A 17,460-nucleotide genomic window follows, 5' to 3' on the forward strand; every position below is an offset into this window, starting at 1 on the left:
TATTGTAAAATGAAAAGCGCTTATTTTTTTGGTAAGTAATACAAAACAACCCTTTGGTTTTTGTTCAGGTATTTTTTAGCAACATCTCTGATTTCCTCACGGGTAATCGATTTAATCACGGTTAACTCTTCGTTAATGTCATTTGTATCCTTATTATGAAAGGTATAACCGTTGGCTAAATTCTCAGCAATACCAAGCATCCTGCTGTTTGTACTTACATAGCTGTTTTCAAATTGGTTTTGCAGTTTTTTATAATCGCTTTCGCTGATTAAATCTGTTTGTAAACGCAAAACTTCTTCATCAATATCTTTTAATAAATCGTTTAGTGGAGTATTTCTGTTCGGAAGTGCCAGGGTTATATAAGCGCCATAATCTTCCAGCGAATAGTTAAAAGCGGCAACCTGTAAGGCTGTTTTCTTTTCATCAACCATTTTGGTGCTTAACCTCGAACTACCGCCGCCCGATAAAATTGAGCTGATCATACCTAAAACTTTACTCTCCCTGCTTTTCATGCCCGGAACGCGGTATGCTGCAAAAATAGCCGGAATCTGGATGTTCGCATCATAAGCCGTGTCGATGATTTCTTTTGTTATTTCAGGCAATTTGTATTCTTTACGAACGATAGGGGCGCCTTTAGGAACTTCAGCAAAATACTGTTTAACGAGTGTTTTCGTTTTTTCGATATCCAGATCACCTGCAATGGTTAAAACAGCATTGTTAGGGATATAATATTTTTTATTAAAGGCGATAAACTCATCTAACCTAGCAGCATCTAAGTGTGCCATTGAGCCAATAGGTTGCCATCTGTAAGGATGACCCGCAAACAGGTGTGAAAAGATTTTCTCAGTAAATTTACCATATGGTGAGTTATCAACACGAAGGCGTTTTTCTTCTTTAACCACTTCATTTTGTGTTTTTACACCACTCTCGTTAATAACCGGCTGCAACATGCGCTCACTCTCTAACCACAGCCCCAGTTCAAGCTGGTTTGAAGGGAAAACTTCATAATAAAACGTACGGTCTTGTGAAGTATTGGCATTGTTTTGTCCGCCATTACTACTTACAAGCTTCATAAATTCACCCTTCTTAATGTTTTTTGAACCTTCAAAAAGCAGGTGCTCAAAAAAGTGGGCAAATCCTGTGCGGGTGGTGTCTTCGTCTTTAGAACCAACATGGTACATTACCGAAACGGCAACTACCGGAGCTGTTTTATCCTGGTGCAGGATAACATGAAGACCATTGTCGAGATCGTACTCTGTAAACTGCACTTTTTGGGCAGATGCACTTAAGCACAGACCTGATATGGCCAGAGCAAAAAGAATTCTTTTTTTCATTAGATAATTTGTTTGGTTTAAAATCAGTAATTAATACCGGATTCTATTTAATAATAAGTTAATTGCTTTGCTGTAATTAAACAGCTAGGGGATAATGCTAAAGTATATATTTCAAATAAAAAAAGCGAGTATTAGACTCGCTTTTTTTATTATTTTAAGTTATCTCCAGGCCTTATACTGGTTAATCAATCCATTGGTAGAACTATCGTGACTGGAAACCTTTCCATCGCCCGCTAATTCAGGAAGAATCTTCTTGGCAAGTTGCTTACCTAATTCTACACCCCACTGGTCGAAACTAAAAATGTTCCAGATTACACCCTGAACAAATATTTTATGCTCATACATCGCTACCAGGCTACCTAAGGTATATGGTGTTACTTTTTTCAATAAAATTGAATTTGTAGGTCGGTTGCCTTCAAAAACTTTAAAGGGTGTAAGTTTCGCTATTGCATCTGCCGATTTGCCTTCTTTTTGTAACTCTGAAGAAACCTCTTCTTCTGTTTTGCCGTTCATTAAAGCCTCAGTTTGTGCAAAGAAGTTAGATAATAGAATCGGATGGTGTTCGCCAAGCGGATTTAAGCTTTGTGCAGGCGCAATAAAATCGGCAGGAATAATTCTTGTTCCCTGGTGAATGAGCTGATAAAAAGCATGTTGTCCATTTGTTCCAGGCTCACCCCAGATAATTGGCCCGGTTTCGTAATCAACCTCATTTCCGTTTCTGTCAACATGTTTACCATTACTTTCCATATCACCCTGCTGGAAATAAGCAGCAAAACGATGCATGTATTGGTCGTAAGGTAAAATAACCTGCGTTTCCGCATTATAGAAGTTAATATACCAAACACCCAACAAGCCTAAAATAACAGGTAAATTATTTTCAAATTCTGCTGTTTTAAAGTGATTATCCGTAGCATGGGCTCCGGCAAGTAATTGTTTAAAATTATCAAAACCGATACTTAATGAAATAGATAAGCCAATTGCACTCCACAAAGAGTAACGACCGCCAACCCAATCCCAAAACTCAAACATGTTCGCTGTATCGATACCAAATGCTGCTACATCCTTTGCGTTGGTAGAAAGTGCGGCAAAATGCTTGGCAATATCTTCTTCTTTACCTCCTTTTTCTAAAAACCACGAGCGTGCAGAATGTGCATTGGTCATGGTTTCCTGTGTGGTAAAGGTTTTCGATGCAACTAAAAATAGTGTGGTTTCAGCATTTAACCCGAAAAGTGTTTCAGCGATATGTGTTCCATCAATATTTGAAACAAAATGGATGTTCAGGTGATTTTTATAGTGTTTTAACGCTTCCGTAACCATTACCGGGCCTAAATCAGAACCTCCAATGCCGATATTAACAACATCTGTAATTGCTTTTCCGGTGTAACCTTTCCATTCGCCGCTGATAATGCTGTTGCTGAATTTCTCCATTTTGGCCAATACTGCATTTACTTCTGGCATCACGTCTTTGCCATCAACCAGAATTGGCGTATTGCTTAAATTACGCAGGGCGATATGCAATACAGAACGGTCTTCGGTTTCATTAATTTTATCACCGGCATACATTGCTTTTATTGCTTCATCCAGCTTACACTCACGGGCCAGTTGCATTAATAAAGCCAGGGTTTCATCGTTAATTCTGTTTTTACTGTAATCCAGTAAGATATCTTCAAAAAATACCGAAAACTTGCTAAAACGATCAGCATCACCATCGAAAAGATCTTTAATGCTCTTTTGATTTATATCTATAAAATGATCGGCCAAATACTTGTAGGCAGCTGTTTCAGTAAAATTTATTTTTGGTAACATAATTCTTTGTTTTCTGTAAAAGTAATAAAGCAAATAGTTAAAACTGTCTTTTTAATGTTCAAAAAATAACATTTCATTATTTATTATAAACAAAGTAACTTAGGGATAACATTCCGTGAGTTTCCGTACAACTTATTTTATATCCATTAATTTTAAAACATTATGCTAGAAAATTTAAGTGAATTGGTACGCGAAAACGTACAGGAAAGTGTTGTTAATAATAGCGACATTCCAAACGAACACAATGAGGCAGTAATTCAGGCAGCGTCGGGTTCTATTTTCGACAGTTTGAAAGATCAGCTCTCATCAGGCAACATCGGTGGCCTTGCCGAAATCTTTAACACTGGTAATGCTGAAGGTGCCGCCGTTACACAACAAGCAGCAGGCAGCTTTACCGATAAACTGGCAGGATTGGGTATCAATGCTGAAACCGCTAAAGGACTTGCCGCTTCAGTTATTCCGGCTATTTTAGGTAAGTTAACGCAAAAAACTGCTGACCCGAATGATAGTTCTTTTAACATCAGGGATATCCTTGGAAATTTAGCAGGTGGTGCTGATGGAAAATTCGATGTGAGCGACGTGATAGGTATGTTTAATGGTAATAACCAGGGGCAGGCCGGTGGCGCTACAGAATCAGGCGGGATAATGGATAAGCTGAAAGGAATGTTTAATTAAGATAAATTAGATACGAAATTAAAGCTATACAAATGTATGTATAGCTTTTTTTATAAAACTTTAAAATCCCTGTTTACCTTCCCTATGATAAAAAAAACATTTATTGTGCTCCTTGTCGCACTATTTTCGCAGGTTATTGCTTCATGTGTTAATTGCCATTGTGATCCACCCCAGACCATCAGTTACACACATAAGAGTATATCCCTTAGAAACCTGGATATGGGGCTGCCGACACCTAAAATCTCCAGCTCAGGTGTGATTTCTGCTATTAATTATGGTGTCAATATTCAGGTGGTTACAGATCGCTTAAGCTTGCTAAAACAGCAGTTTTCGTGGGGATTAATCCAATCTGCTTATGCCTGTAGCTGTATGGAGAATACATATATCCCTAAAGAAAGTGTTACATCAATAAAAATATTCTCTGCCTACGATTTTGATGATGCCCACCCAAGCGGTACCGATCTTGGTTTATACTTTAAGGCAAAAGGAAATAATAATAATCTGGTTGGATTAGCCGACTACCTTAAATCATTTAATGACTTTTATCATATTCCGCAAACCATTTTTTATGAAGGTATATTTTTACAAGTGCCACCAAAAAACAGTAAAAGGCATAAATTTAAGATAGCCATAACTTTATCAGATGGGAGGGTTTTAACATCCGAAACCACAGAAATAGAATTAACCTGATCGCGTGTTTGAAAAATCGGGTTATCATTCATGATTTGGCTTTTCTGCCGATATTCCATTTAATCTGTCTTCAAAAATAACTAGATTAGGGAATCATTTTTCTCCAAACTAAACGTATTATGAAAAAAATCTACTTGTTCCTTTTTTCGCTGGTCTCCTTTAGTGCTTTCGGCCAGAAATCACCTTTGAATGCATTAGTTGTTAAAAAAGCCGATGCCATTGAGCAAAAAGTCATTACCTGGCGAAGGGATTTTCACCAGCATCCTGAACTAGGTAACAATGAAGTAAGAACAGCAGGAATTATAGCCAAACATTTAGAATCATTAGGCATAAAAGTGACTACCGGTGTTGCGAAAACAGGGGTAGTTGGCATTTTAAAAGGAGGAAAACCTGGACCTGTTGTAGCTTTACGTGCCGATATGGATGGATTGCCTGTTACTGAAAGGGTAGATGTACCATTTGCTTCGAAGGTTAAAACACAATATAACGGACAGGAAGTTGGTGTAATGCATGCCTGTGGACATGACAGTCATGTGGCCATATTAATGGGCGTTGCGGAGGTCTTGGCTTCGATGCAAAAAGATATTGCCGGTACCGTAAAATTCATTTTTCAACCCGCGGAAGAAGGTGTATCTGCCGGGGAAGAGGGTGGTGCTGCGCTCATGATTAAAGAAGGTGTTTTGGAAAATCCTAAAGTTGATGTCATTTTTGGACTGCACATTAATTCGCAAACCGAAGCTGGCGACGTTACTTATAAACCGGGTGGTACTATGGCTGCTGTAAACGATATGAAAATTACCGTAACTGGCAGGCAGGCACATGGTGCATATCCCTGGAGCAGTATCGACCCCGTAGTTATATCTGCCCAGATTGTAAATAACCTTCAAACCATTGTAAGCAGAAACTTAAATGTAACGGAAAATCCAGGGGTGGTCACCATTGGAGCAATTAATGGAGGTGTTCGTTCTAATATCATCCCCGAAAAGGTAGAAATGCTCGGTACGATACGTAATTTCAGTAAAGAAGACGAAGCGATGTTCATCGAACGGATAAAAACCATTGCAACAAAAACAGCCGAAGCCGGAGGCGGAAAAGCTGAAGTTAAAATTCCGTACAGCAACCACTACCCGGTTACTTTCAATAATGTGGCACTAACAGAAAAAATGCTACCTAGCATGCAGGCAACAGCAGGCGCTGCACATGTGAAATTAAGACCCCCTGTTACCGGTGCCGAAGATTTTTCTTTTTTCCAGGAAAAAGTGCCTGGATTATTTGTTTTTTTAGGAGGAATGCCAAAAGGTAAAGATCCGCTGAAAGCCCCTTCTCATCATACTCCTGATTTTTATCTCGATGAAAGTGGATTTGTTTTAGGTGTTAAGCTGCTATCCAACTTAACCCTCGACTATATGGCAATGAAGAAATAAAAAAGAAGCTATCCATTACGGATAGCTTCTTTTGGTTTAAACTCTTTTTCTGGCGTTATGCTTTTTAGCATAAATATTTTTACTTAATCTGGCTTCTTCTTTGGCTATATTTTTCTTTTCGCCAATAGTAATGCTACCATCCGCTTTTGCTGCTTTTACATCAGTTTTTAGCTTCTTATTTTCAGCCCTTAACGCCTTGGCTTCTGCTTTTGTAAGTTCACCACTTTTAACTCCCGCTTTAACCCTTTTTCTGTCCCATTTATGAACTTCTTTGGGCGTTATCGCAGTTGTTGTAGCCGCTGGTGTTTGAGCGAATGATACTGAGCCATATGCAAATACTGCAATAATTAAAGCTCCTGCCAATTTAATTTTCATAATGTTTGTGTTTATGTTCATCAACATAGATGTATATAAATGTAAAAAGTTTAATACAAAGAATAAAAATTTTAATTAACTACATTTGCGATTATGACCAAAGAACAAATACAGGATTTAAGAGACAGGGTAACGTCTCTGAGGAGGCATCTTTGACGTTGATGAGCTACATTATGCCATACGTGAAGAAGAGAAACGCACAATGGCGCCCGATTTCTGGGACGACCCCAAAAAAGCAGAAAAAATTCTTGCCGATATAAGTTCAAAGAAAAAATGGACGGACGGATTTGAGAAAACAAATAATGCCGTAGAAGACGCAGCAGTAATGTTCGATTTTTTTCAGTCGGGCGATGCTGCCGAAGAAGAATTACAGGAACAATTCGATATCAGCAAGCAAGCTGTTGCAGATCTGGAACTTAAAAATATGCTTCGCAATAAGGAAGATCAGCTTTCGGCCGTAATGCAGATTACCGCAGGAGCTGGTGGAACGGAAAGTTGCGACTGGGCGTATATGCTTATGCGCATGTACATCATGTGGGGGGAGAAAAATGGTTACAAAATTACCGAGCAAGATAGTCAGGAAGGTGATGTTGCCGGAATAAAATCGGTTACACTCCAGTTTGATGGTGATTTTTCTTACGGCTACCTGAAAGGGGAAAACGGCGTACACCGCTTGGTGCGTATTTCACCATTCGATTCAAATGCCCGCAGGCATACATCCTTTGCCTCAGTGTATGTTTATCCCCTGGTTGATGAAACTATTGAAATATATATCAACCCTGCCGATGTAGAGTTTGAAACTTTCAGGGCCGGTGGTGCCGGTGGGCAAAATGTAAACAAGGTAGAAACTGCCGTTCGTTTGTACCATAAGCCTTCAGGTATTATTATTAAAAACCAGGAATCCAGATCGCAGCTACAGAATAAAGAAAATGCCATGCGTTTACTGAAATCGCAGCTTTATGAAATTGAGCAGCGTAAACGTAATGAAGAAATTGCAGCGATTGAAGGTTCTAAGAAGAAAATTGAATGGGGCTCGCAAATCAGAAGTTACGTTTTGGACGATAGAAGAGTGAAAGACCATCGTACAAACTACCAGACTTCCAATCCACAGGCGGTGCTTGATGGTGATATCAATGAGTTCTTAAAAGCATATTTAATGGAGTTTTAAATTAGTATTATGAAAAAATCATCTTTATTCTTAATCGTATTCGCTATGGTATCCTTTTTAGCAAAAGCCCAGGAAGTAATTCCACTTTATTCGGGTGAAATACCAGGTGCAAAACCAGCGCCTGCTACTTACGCAGAAAATACGGAAGTAAGGAGTAACGGCACTTTAAGCATTACAAAGGTAACGGTACCAACCTTAACGGTTTTCGAAGCACCAAAAGATAAAGCCACCGGAACTGCTGTAATCATTTGCCCGGGTGGGGGCTATGCAGCACTGGCATTTAGCCATGAAGGTATTGATGTTGCAAAACGCTTTAATGAAATCGGTATAACGGCTTTTGTGTTGAAATACCGTTTGCCAAGTGATGAAATTATGGTTGATAAAACCTATGCGCTGTTGCAGGATATTCAACAAGCGATTTACCTGGTGAGAAAAGATGTAAAAAAGTACAATATCAAAACCAATAAAATTGGGGTTATGGGTTTTTCTGCAGGAGGTCACCTTGCATCAACCTTGTTAACACACTACAATGATATAAAAATCACTGATGCTGAAAAAATAAGCTTAAAACCTGATTTTGCAGCATTAATTTATCCGGTTATCAGTTTCGAGGAGTCTGTTCATACCGGTACGATGAAAAATTTACTCGGACCAAACCCTGCCGAAAACATGAAGCAATACTTTTCTGCAAATAAAAATATCACAAAGAAAACTTCACCAACTTTTCTGGTTCATGCAAAAGACGATAAAACAGTTCCTGTTGAAAATAGTATACTGTTAAATGATGCATTAAAGAAAAACAAAGTTGATACGGAGCTCTATTTATTTGAAAAAGGTGGTCATGGCTTTGGCCTGATCAACAAAACTTCGGATGTAGATTGGTTTGGACTCCTGGCAGATTGGATGAAGAAAGAAAAGTTTTAATATCTTTGTACGTTATTGAATGCTCTTAATCAGATAACTAAATGAACGGAAGAATTAAAATTGCACTTGTAGCAGTAGTTGCGGTAATGGCTATGCTTAGTTGCAAAAAGGAAATTGACTGGAATGCTTTTCCTGATCCAAACGGAAATAAAAACGGTTGCCAGTTAACCAGTCTCAAAATGGATATTGGCGTTTTAGGTAAGTATGAAATTAGTTTTACTTACGATGCAAGCGGAAAACTGGCCAGATCAACTAATGGGAACCTATCAAATACATACACTTATACCCCAAATAAAATTGTTTCTAAAGATCAGGATGGCGAAACAGCAGAAATAGTCCTGTCAAATGGAAAGGCAATATCAAGCGGAACTGAAGGCTATGTTACTGTAAATGGCATAAGTTATAGTATGAAAAAAGAATATACCTATAACGCCGAAGGTTATTTGGTAGGGGTTAAAACTTATTTGGATGGAAAAATAAACAGTACCGATGTACTAACCTATACGAACGGCAATTTATCCAGCTCAACTTCTGAATTAGCCATCGATGGAAGCATTCAGAAAAATACTTACCAGTATTCAGGCGAACTTGCTTACAATACCTATGAAATAGCTGATCCATTGCTTTATCATGTAGATTATTTCCCGGGAGGTTACTACGGCAAACAATCTAAAAATGTATTGTTAAATACTGTGAGTACAATTAGGGATAAGGATGGTGAGATCATTGGTGAACTAAAAATTAATTACACATATAAATTTGATGCTAAAGGGAATGCTTCATCTATAAATATGGAGCAGATATCAAATCTTTACAGCGCTGGAAGTATTGTAAATACTGATACCTCTCAGTCTAAGTTTGATTTAATATACTCATGTAAATAATATTAAGTAAATAAAAAAACCGCAATCAGAATTGCGGTTTTTTTATTTATGTCCAGTTGTTAAACAAAGTTATTATTGCTGAATCGTTTTATGTATTACGCCAAGCAATCCGTCTGAATAGGCATCATCTGTTAACTCCCAGAACATGATTCCGTTAAGTTTATGGTCGATAACATATTTCGTTTTTAATGTTATTGATTTTGGATCATCGAATGTTACCAGGCTTTTGCTGCTTTGATTATAATAATATGGCGCCATTGCCTGCTCATCCCAGTAATAAGTATAGCCTTTTTCTTCAGTGAGCTCTGTTTTATAATTTTTAAAAGAAACACCTTTTAAAAACCTGGTCGGTTGATAGAGTCCGTTATTCGCATCGGTCGTATTGGCAAAAACCCTGGCATAAAAAGCGGCACCCAAAGCAATCTTGCTTTTTGGAACGCCATAAGCTTCCATGGCTTTTATAGCGTAATCGGCAGAAAGTTCTTGTTGGTTGTTTGAATAAAGCGGAGTGTGATGGCCACTGGTTGTTGCATAACCACCTACCAGGTCGTAGCTCATTAAATTTACGCGGTTAACTAAAGGGATTACCTTGCGCCATTCGAAACAGGAGTCGATACAATTTTTTGTACCGCCGGCAGCAAAGCTGATTTCGGCTTTTTTACCCAATGTTTTCCTCAGCTGTTTAATAAGCAATGTAAAATTATGTTTGTCGTTTTCGGTATATAGATGTCCTGGATAACCCACTACTGCCGGATACTCCCAGTCGATATCAATACCATCGGCATGGAAAAAATCGAGCAATTCCCTGGTGGTTTTAGCAAAGGTTTTCCGGCCGTTTTTCCGGCTAAAAACTTCCGAACAATTAGGGCAGGCACTCCACCCACCCATGGCCATCATTACTTTTAAATCAGGATTGCGTTTTTTTAAACTAACCATTTTTGCAATCAAAGCCGAATCTTTAGCTGCATGGATGTTCATGCTGTCGCCCTTCAAATGGCCAAAGCTATAAATCAAATGACTTATCTTTTCAATTGGAAAGCTGTCGATAACGGTACCTCCACCACCGGTGTAATAGGCAATAACATTTGGCTTATATTTCTCCTGGGCACTTAAATCAGTCACATATAATGAAAGGAATGTAATCGAGATACATAACTTAAAAATTATGCAAAACCCCTGAGAAAGCTTTCTGATCATTAGCTGGTTGTTGAATCTGTTTCAGATATAATTTGCTGTAATTCGTTTAGTTCTGCAACTTTTTCTGTTGCACCTGCATTTTCATATGCCGAAATCAGGTTCCGGATAACTCTCCGTATAATGTCGGTATTGCTGCATGGGTGGTAATATTCTGGTAGTGCCTCTAAATTAAGCTGACGCAGAAACTGATCAACATCGTGCTTGCCAAAAATATTGCCACGGTTAAAGGCATTAATGTAAAACAAAACCCCATATTCGGTACTTTCCTGCTTGCTCTCATCAATAAAACCCAGGATAAAATGCTGCGGTAAATTAATGCCATAAATGGGCATATCCAATTTTTGGGCAAGCGTAGAATAAATAATTGCCAGCGAAATCTGGTTCCCCTTTTTACTTTCCAGTACCTGGTTTAAGTAAGAATTTTGCGGGTCGTGATGGTTTTTGGTATTCCCCCCAAATCCATATTGCTGGTATAAAACATGGTTAATCAGTTTTACTTTTTCAACAGAGCTCATTTCATACTGAAGGCCTAACCAGATTTCACGCTTAATTTCCTCGAGCTGGTTAATTACTTTCTGTTCATCTAGATCAGGATATTGGTAGCGGTTAATGATTAAAGCACCCTGCAATAAATCAAATGCACCGCTCAGGTACCAGAGGCTTAAATCCTCTTTTACAATTTTAAACTGAATCTGATGGACAATGTTTTCAATACGTTCCTGTAAAAGGCCGTCGAAAGATTGTTCCCATGCATTTTCAAGAAAATGAATCACCTCGCCACCATATTCCAGTAGCTTTTGCTCAACATGCTGATAAATTTCTTCATCAGGGTCATCAAGCAATTTTACTAAAGCACTTATCTCTGCGTTATTTTCCATAAAACATACATACGTTTGCGGCGTTTAATTACTTTTGCAACAGATATGATAATTCAATTTATTACCGATTACCTCAAACACCGTTTAACTGCTAAAACCAGACATGGAACGCATTCGCCATTTGTTTATAAGTTAGCAGACGAGGTAATTTACGATTTTAGCGACAAATCTGAATACAAAAGTATAGAAGCCCAGCGAAAAAAACTTTTTAATGACGATTCAATAATCACGGTTACCGACCTCGGTGCGGGTTCTCATCTTAATAAAAACCGAACAAAAAAGGTAAGCCAGATTGCAAAAAATGCGCTTAAAAGTCCGCGGTTGGCAAAACTGATTTATCGCCTTGCGCAAAACACAAAACCCCGAACAGCAATTGAACTGGGTACTTGCCTGGGTATCACCTCAGCGTATTTATCAAAATCGAACCCTCAAGCAGAAATTATTACCATAGAGGGCTGCCCTGAAACAGCCAACGTTGCAAGGAAAAATTTCGATGATTTGAATTTAAATAATATCGAATTGCACGTAGGTAATTTCGATCTGATTTTGCCTGATATTATTGCAAAGCAGCCCACGCTTGATTTTGTTTACATTGATGGCAACCACCGTAAAGATGCTACACTTAATTATTTTAAGTGGTGTCTTCCAAAAGTTACCGAAAATTCTTTGTTAATTTTTGATGATATTTACTGGAGCGAGGGGATGAAAGAAGCCTGGACTGAAATTAAAAACCATCCTGACGTAACTGTTACGGTCGATTTGTTCTGGATTGGTTTAGTTTATTTTAAAAAAGGCCAGGCAAAAGAGCACTTCAAGCTGAAATTTAAACAGTAAAATAATGGCCACACCAAAGTTAAAAGGCATTCAGAAGTTATCCGCATTATACATTTTGCTGCTAAGTTTCTTTGCGGGTCTTTTAATTTACATGGCTTCTTTATTTATTCAAACCAGCGTGTTAACCAGACTAATGTTAGGCTGGGATTTTTTCTGCATCGTACTCATTTCGCTGCATTGGTACATGTTTTACAACACCTCGGCTGCCGAAACCCACCTGAAAGCCAAAATGCAGGATGAAACCCGCGGGGAGATATTTGCTGTTGTTGTGGTATCAACTTTTGCCGGGCTGCTGGCAGTTGTGTTACTTTTAATTGAAAAGGAAATTGAAACCCTTGATCTGGTAACCGCAATTTCAGGAATGTTCCTTTCATGGGTGTTGGTGCATACAACCTTTACGATGCGCTACGCACACCTTTTTTATGGTGATACCAAGAATAAAAACGGCGGCCTGGATTTTCCCGGGGATGAAGAGCCTGATTTCATCGATTTTGCTTACTTCGCTTTCGTTATCGGTATGACTTTCCAGGTTTCTGATGTCGAAATCTCCTCACGCAAAATACGACGCCTTACCTTGCTGCACAGCATTATTTCTTTCATCTTTAATACCGTAATCGTTGCATTAACCATAAATGCACTGGCGGGTTTAAGTAAATAACGTTATTTAAACAAGCATTTTAGCCGTTTTTCCACCCTTTGAATACAGACTTGAAATGCTGAGCTTACAAAGTTCTTCTTTGAAAAACATTCGCTTTGTTCCAATACTTATAAACTTAATTTAAAATTAATTAACTGGTATTCAGTTTTTTATAGTTTAAAACTGAATTTTCAGGCGTATAACTTATTTTATAGTTGTATAACTGAAAAATAAGTTATAAGTTTGGGTATGGAAGAATTAACTAAAACGGAAGAGCGTATTATGCAGGTTTTATGGAAACTGCACAAGGCATTTGTAAAAGACATTATAGATGAGCTTGACGATGAACCTAAGCCACCATATAACACCATTTCTTCAATTGTAAGGTTGCTTGAGAAGAAGGGCTATGTAAATTATAAAGCTTATGGAAAAACTTACGAGTACTTCCCTGCAATTACGAAAGAAGCTTACACCAAAACAACTTTTTCCAAAATGTTTTCGGGTTATTTCGATAGTTCGCCGGCAAACCTTTTATCCTTTATGGTAAAAGAAGAAAAATTAAGTGAAAAGGATATAGAAGAAATCAAAAAGCTCATTAATGCTAATTCAAGGTCATGATATTAATTTATTTTTTAAAGGTTTCGCTATGCTTGCTGGTATTTTTTACCGCTTACAAATTGTTGTTAGCTAAACTCACTTTTTTTAAGCTCAACAGGGCGTACCTGCTGGCGGCATTGATGATTAGCTTTATCATTCCGGCGCTTACGGTTGAACACAAAAGAGAGGTTATTGTACAGCAGGCTGCCGCCGAATCAAAAATCCAATACAGTACTGACACTGCTTATGAAGCAGATTATGCCGCCAGCAGCACTTCGGTAGTAAGGTTTAACTGGCCGCTGGTGGCTAGCTATGCTTATGGTTTTGTTGCCCTGTTCTTGCTTTTACGCACCATTTACCTGATGGGCTGCATCAAGCATAGCTTAAGGAAATCCACCTTATCAAACAACGGTTCGCTTATTCTGGTTGCCGCCGATTCGAAAATCAAGAATTGCTCATTTTTCAATCAGATAATCATTGATGCTTCCCTCCTTAATCATGAAAAAGAGCTCGTCGTTAAGCATGAATCTGTACATGTTAAGCAGCGGCACATGATTGATAAACTTATCGTTAACCTGGCGGCCTGTATATTATGGATTAATCCGGTTATTTACTTATGGCGCAATGAAATAGATAACAACCATGAGTTCCTGGCAGATGAAGAAACTGCCGGAAGTACCGATAAAGGCCATTATGCCTCATTATTGCTAAACCTTGCTTTACCTTCCAACAATTTAATGGCAAATAACTTTAGTAAGCTTCCTTTAAAAAACAGGATTATGATGATATATAAAAAGCCCGATGCTAATTTCTCGAAATTTACTTACCTGATTGTTATTCCGATTATATCGGTTTGTTGTTTTGCTTTTGTAAATCAAAAAGATATCATCATTACAAAAATGGTAAAGACACCAGGCACAGTAAATGAAGAACAGGCCTCTTTGTTACCTTTAAGTCCTATTTTATCACCGGCAGAGATAACAACTGATTCAGTTTTTAAAGGAACTGCTGATCAGGGTGCTAAAACCATTCCGGCAATTTTAGATGCAAATGCAATCAGCAGTAATAAACTTGAATTGGATGAGGTGCCAGAAAATACAGCCATAAATACGGAAATAAAAAAAGTGCTAACCGGCAAGGAACTGCTTCTGGTTATTGATGCCGGACATGGTGGTAAGGATGGTGCCTCTAAAAGTCAATCCGGCATTGCCGAAAAAGACCTTAACCTCAGGGCCGCAAAAATGCTCAGGGAAGAGGCGGAAAAACGGAATATCAAGGTGGTATTAACAAGAGAAAAGGATGAGTTTATTCCTTTAAGAGATCGCTTGCCTGCCGAAAATGCAACAGCTTTTATTTCCATCCACCATAATAATATGCCAAAGCCGAATACAAAAGTACCTTTCGAAGGCATAGAAGTTTTTGTTTCCCAGCTCAATTCGAACATTAAAAATGCAGAACAGTTTGGCGCAGGTGTTTTAAAAAGCCTGAACCAGATTAAAGGAATTGAAGTAAGGGATTCATTGAAAAATGCAAATCTGCTGGTGCTGCGTGAATCGAAAGTGCCCGCTATAGTGATTGAATTGGGAAATTTAAGCAGCGAACGGAGCCTTGCCTATGTAAGTGATGACAAGAACCTGCGTGCCATTTGCAACCTGATTTTAGATGGTTTTTTAACCTACACCAAATCTTAGAAAGAACTGATTATGGAATTGCTAACCTACCTGCTTAAAGTAAGTGCCTGCACGGCTTTATTCTTTGCCTTTTACCTTTTGGTTTTAAGAAGGCTTACATTTTTCACCATCAACAGGTTTTATTTACTGAGTACTTTACTGCTGAGTTTTGTAATTCCGGCATTGCAGTTTAGGATAGAGCGGGAGCTAAGGCTACCTGAAGTTGAAGTTCCGGTAACCACAACCTATGTACAGCAATATACAATCGAACAACCACAGGCCGTTCAGGTAATGGAAATGCCTGTAGAGCAAATGGGAATAGATTGGTTGGCTTTAATTCCGTTCGTGTACCTGGCTATTGTTGCAATTCTACTGGCCGTTTTTACCTGGCAGTTGCTTCAGCTTTTACGTCATGCCAGCAAGTACGCTTCGCATAAAAACGGATTAAAGCTTGTTCATAAAGTTGAAGGATTTACCAATTGCTCTTTCTTTAACTATGTTTTTGTAAGTGAAAGTACACTTAGTGAAGAAGACATGGTTGTGCTGCTTAAACACGAAGCGGTACACGCTGCAAAATACCATTCAATCGATAAGATAGTATTGATGATTAGCAAAGCATTTCTTTGGTTTAACCCGGTGATTTATTTTTTTGATAAAGCCCTGGAGCAAACGCACGAATATGAAGCCGATGAACTAACCTCACAGCAATTTGGTACCAATGCTTATGCTAAACTGATTTTAAGGCTTGCCATCAGTAAAAGTGAGGTGCCATTGATACACAACTTTGTTAAAAGTCCGGTTAAGCAACGGATTAAAATGTTATTCAACTCAAAATCTGCCAATATGAAAAAGTTAGTTTATTTACTTGCCCTGCCAGTGGCTTTGAGCCTTTTCTGGGTATTTTCTGTCGCCTTTGTTTATGCACAAACGAAACCTGCAACTGGAATTGTACAGCAAGACACTTCAAAGGTTAAACCTTCAAAGAACAAAGAACTGGCCTTACCAAATGTAAAACAGACCGATCCTTATTTTACATCCGAAGATTATTATGAAAAACAGGCTTTATCCCGTTCAGTATCCGGTAAAACAATTATTGGTATTGTAAAAGGTGACTATAAATCAAAGTTAAATCACAGTTTTGATGATGGTAAGCTATTCGAATCAGCTGGCAAGACATTTATTATTCCTGCGATGTATTTAGGCGAAGAAAACATGAAACGCTTAAAAGCTAACGACGAGTTAAAGATAGTAAGCCACGTCTCTTTCTTCAATAAAGGTGGGGATTATGTTTATATCCAGCCTAAGCAGATTTTCTCAGGTGATAAGTTAATCTATCAAATGCCAAAAACTCAGGTTCAACCCTTCGCTTATGAGGCAAACAAAGTGCGCTTTAACGATGGAATAATTACGGAGGTAGCAGCTAACGGTGATAAGAAAATTATTAATGTGGAAGCAAATGACTTCAATTTCAAGGTAACCGTTAATAAATCGCAAACGGATTTAAGTTACCTGAACGACTATAAAAAAGGTGACAATGTTCGGTTGAGATTCATTCACGAAGTAAAAACAGGTGCAAAATCTTATGCAATTAAAGATTGGGTATCGATTTCTAAAAATATCATGACATTTGGTGTGCAGAATAAAGTCTTATTTAGTCGCTTCTACCAGGAGGATGGCCGTCAGAAATTTGCTGAAATTAAAAAAACAGTAATAAATCTTTCACAAGATACATTGAGGCCTAAATTTTTATCTTCTGCTAAAATAACAGGGAATGTTAAAGAGAAAATATCTTATTTAGAAAATGCTGTTGTACTTATCGCTCAGGATTTGTTACGGGCTAAATATGTCGAATACAATGATAAGAGCAATATTTTGGTTGCTAAAGATGCAAGCTTAGAAATCAATGCCAAGAGTAAAATTTTTGCGAGCCAAATCGTTTTTGATTTTAATAAAAGGACATATACCGCTAATACCTCAGATGGCGAAAAAATCGAAGCTAATTTTGGAGTTTACAATCAGTCTCAAAAAAAACTGAGCAATGAATACATTCAATACTCTGCTTCGGATTCGGTTCGTTTTAGCAAAGACAAATCAATAATTTCGCTATACGGAAAGGCGAATATCATTTTCAATGATATGAAAATAGAAGCTGATGAAATTATTTATAATGATCATACGAAAAGTGGAACAGCTAAAAATTTACTGGTTACAACAAATAAGGGCATGAAAATGAAAGGCAAGACCGGTAAATTCAATATGAAAGGAGAAATTGAAATTTGGCAAGTTGATGGGAGTTATACACCAGTTGAGCGATAGTGATGATTTTTATTAAATGCTTTATTCTTTAATCAGCCATCTTAGTTCATT

Annotated in this window: 16 protein-coding genes; 11 read left to right on the forward strand and 5 right to left on the reverse strand. The window is 38.0% G+C overall.

Annotated elements, in window-relative coordinates; translation table 11 throughout:
• Nucleotides 1-20: 20 nt before the first annotated feature.
• Together R2R71_RS17740 and pgi are read right to left on the reverse strand one after the other, a co-directional pair.
• Entirely contained in the window at nt 21-1,334 is a 1,314-nt protein-coding gene (locus R2R71_RS17740) for a pitrilysin family protein (protein WP_316832612.1), read from the reverse strand.
• A 159-nt stretch (nt 1,335-1,493) separates the two neighbouring features.
• On the reverse strand, nt 1,494-3,140 hold the full coding sequence (gene pgi / locus R2R71_RS17745; protein ID WP_316832613.1) for a glucose-6-phosphate isomerase: 1,647 nt from the start codon (nt 3,138-3,140) through the stop codon (nt 1,494-1,496).
• Nucleotides 3,141-3,302: 162 nt separating this feature from the next.
• On the opposite strand from pgi, the gene R2R71_RS17750 reads away from it, so the two are divergent.
• From R2R71_RS17750 to R2R71_RS17760, 3 genes are all read left to right on the forward strand, one after another.
• A complete protein-coding gene (locus tag R2R71_RS17750; RefSeq protein WP_316832614.1) occupies nt 3,303-3,815 on the forward strand; it encodes a hypothetical protein in 513 nt (170 codons plus the stop codon).
• A gap of 84 nt (nt 3,816-3,899) precedes the next feature.
• Nucleotides 3,900-4,505, forward strand: coding sequence for a DUF5034 domain-containing protein (locus R2R71_RS17755; RefSeq protein ID WP_316832615.1), 606 nt, complete (start codon nt 3,900-3,902; stop codon nt 4,503-4,505).
• A gap of 119 nt (nt 4,506-4,624) precedes the next feature.
• A complete protein-coding gene (locus tag R2R71_RS17760; RefSeq protein WP_316832616.1) occupies nt 4,625-5,929 on the forward strand; it encodes an amidohydrolase in 1,305 nt (434 codons plus the stop codon).
• Nucleotides 5,930-5,965: 36 nt separating this feature from the next.
• Here the strand turns inward: R2R71_RS17760 and R2R71_RS17765 are convergent, their stop codons facing one another.
• The gene (locus R2R71_RS17765) at nt 5,966-6,304 is read right to left on the reverse strand and encodes a hypothetical protein (protein ID WP_316832617.1); all 339 of its coding nucleotides are present in this window, start codon (nt 6,302-6,304) and stop codon (nt 5,966-5,968) included.
• Nucleotides 6,305-6,397: 93 nt separating this feature from the next.
• On the opposite strand from R2R71_RS17765, the gene prfB reads away from it, so the two are divergent.
• From prfB to R2R71_RS17780, 3 genes are all read left to right on the forward strand, one after another.
• A protein-coding gene (gene prfB, locus R2R71_RS17770) for a peptide chain release factor 2 (RefSeq protein ID WP_316832618.1) occupies nt 6,398-7,472 on the forward strand; the annotation gives its coding sequence in 2 pieces (ribosomal slippage) (nt 6,398-6,457 and nt 6,459-7,472; 1,074 coding nt in all).
• 9 nt (nt 7,473-7,481) lie between these two features.
• Nucleotides 7,482-8,396 (forward strand): alpha/beta hydrolase, encoded by a 915-nt coding sequence (locus R2R71_RS17775; RefSeq protein WP_316832619.1) that lies wholly within the window; start codon nt 7,482-7,484, stop codon nt 8,394-8,396.
• 41 nt (nt 8,397-8,437) lie between these two features.
• Nucleotides 8,438-9,280, forward strand: a complete 843-nt coding sequence (locus R2R71_RS17780; protein ID WP_316832620.1) for a hypothetical protein — start codon at nt 8,438-8,440, stop codon at nt 9,278-9,280.
• 72 nt (nt 9,281-9,352) lie between these two features.
• On the opposite strand, the gene R2R71_RS17785 is transcribed toward R2R71_RS17780, so the two are convergent.
• Both R2R71_RS17785 and R2R71_RS17790 read right to left on the reverse strand, forming a co-directional pair.
• Nucleotides 9,353-10,402: a glycoside hydrolase family 18 protein gene (locus R2R71_RS17785; RefSeq protein WP_316832621.1), complete on the reverse strand. Its 1,050-nt coding sequence runs from the start codon at nt 10,400-10,402 to the stop codon at nt 9,353-9,355.
• A gap of 74 nt (nt 10,403-10,476) precedes the next feature.
• Entirely contained in the window at nt 10,477-11,355 is an 879-nt protein-coding gene (locus R2R71_RS17790; protein WP_316832622.1) for a transglutaminase-like domain-containing protein, read from the reverse strand.
• 45 nt (nt 11,356-11,400) lie between these two features.
• On the opposite strand from R2R71_RS17790, the gene R2R71_RS17795 reads away from it, so the two are divergent.
• The 5 genes from R2R71_RS17795 (at nt 11,401) to R2R71_RS17815 (ending at nt 17,409) form a co-directional block, all read left to right on the forward strand.
• A complete protein-coding gene (locus tag R2R71_RS17795) occupies nt 11,401-12,189 on the forward strand; it encodes a class I SAM-dependent methyltransferase (RefSeq protein ID WP_316832623.1) in 789 nt (262 codons plus the stop codon).
• A gap of 4 nt (nt 12,190-12,193) precedes the next feature.
• Complete coding sequence (locus tag R2R71_RS17800) at nt 12,194-12,847, forward strand: DUF1345 domain-containing protein (RefSeq protein ID WP_316832624.1); 654 nt, start codon at nt 12,194-12,196, stop codon at nt 12,845-12,847.
• A 228-nt stretch (nt 12,848-13,075) separates the two neighbouring features.
• Nucleotides 13,076-13,444 carry a BlaI/MecI/CopY family transcriptional regulator gene (locus tag R2R71_RS17805; RefSeq protein WP_316832625.1) on the forward strand — a complete coding sequence of 123 codons (369 nt, stop codon included), beginning with the start codon at nt 13,076-13,078 and terminating at the stop codon, nt 13,442-13,444.
• A complete protein-coding gene (locus R2R71_RS17810) occupies nt 13,441-15,114 on the forward strand; it encodes a M56/M15 family metallopeptidase (protein WP_316832626.1) in 1,674 nt (557 codons plus the stop codon). The genes R2R71_RS17805 and R2R71_RS17810 overlap by 4 nt, the downstream gene beginning before the upstream one ends.
• 12 nt (nt 15,115-15,126) lie before the next feature.
• A complete protein-coding gene (locus R2R71_RS17815) occupies nt 15,127-17,409 on the forward strand; it encodes a M56 family metallopeptidase (RefSeq protein ID WP_316832627.1) in 2,283 nt (760 codons plus the stop codon).
• Nucleotides 17,410-17,460: the final 51 nt, after the last annotated feature.

Origin of the sequence: Pedobacter aquatilis (assembly GCF_032678405.1) — a bacterium.
Taxonomy (GTDB): Bacteria; Bacteroidota; Bacteroidia; order Sphingobacteriales; family Sphingobacteriaceae; genus Pedobacter; species Pedobacter aquatilis_A.